General features: G+C 28.9%; 1 protein-coding gene. It reads left to right on the top strand.

Going from position 1 to position 754, the window contains the following annotated elements; all coding sequences use genetic code 11:
• Window positions 1-653: hypothetical protein (locus IRZ80_RS20790; RefSeq protein WP_228520979.1), on the top strand; the 653-nt coding region annotated here is incomplete at its 5' end.
• Window positions 654-754: the final 101 nt, after the last annotated feature.

The raw sequence follows: 754 nt of genomic DNA, 5'->3' as shown, positions 1-754 counted from the left end.
GCTGTTATATTAAAAAAACTGGAATGAAAAACAAAATAATAATCGAAAGTCTAAAAGAGAAGGAAATCCAATTAGAAAAAATTGTAATCGAAAGTCTGCAATTAACGAAGAATAAAACGCAATCTGAATTTTATAATATTTGGAAAGAACATAATACCGATAAATATATTGAAGTTATGTTCAATGATTTGAAAACAAATATTGAAAAGTATTGGCTCAATGACAAATACAATAAAGACTTAGAAAAAAGCTTTAATATGCTATATTTTGAGCATAGCGGACTTTACGGCGGAGAATTTGACACATTTGCAATCGATTTTAATTACAATGGCAATGAAAGTCCAGTTTTTGAAACTATGGATGATAGACTTGATTATTTAGAAAACATTTCTTGCTTGCCTGGATTTGAAATTCCATTACTTTACGATTTGACAAGAGAAATTCAAGGAAAAGAAGATGATTTCGATGATTGGGATGACTTAATGGACATTTATAATTTATTTGAAACTACAGCTTTAATAGAATCTCATCAAACTTTTTTAAGAGCTGACAATGAAAACCTATTTAGAAATTTGAATTTTAAAAAACCATTTTATTTTGCAGGTGGTGAACACGATGCTGGAGCTCCGAAATTAATATACGTAATTGAATAAAAATACAACAGCTAACACTTGCTACAAGAGATTTGGGCTATTGGCTTAATTTAAAAATGGTCTTGTATTTGGGAAGTTTTGGCAAATCCGAAAAAAAGGTT

It is taken from the genome of Flavobacterium sp. HJJ, from assembly GCF_015351475.1.
GTDB lineage: Bacteria > Bacteroidota > Bacteroidia > Flavobacteriales > Flavobacteriaceae > Flavobacterium > Flavobacterium marginilacus.
This window is presented reverse-complemented; position numbering and strand designations above follow the sequence as displayed.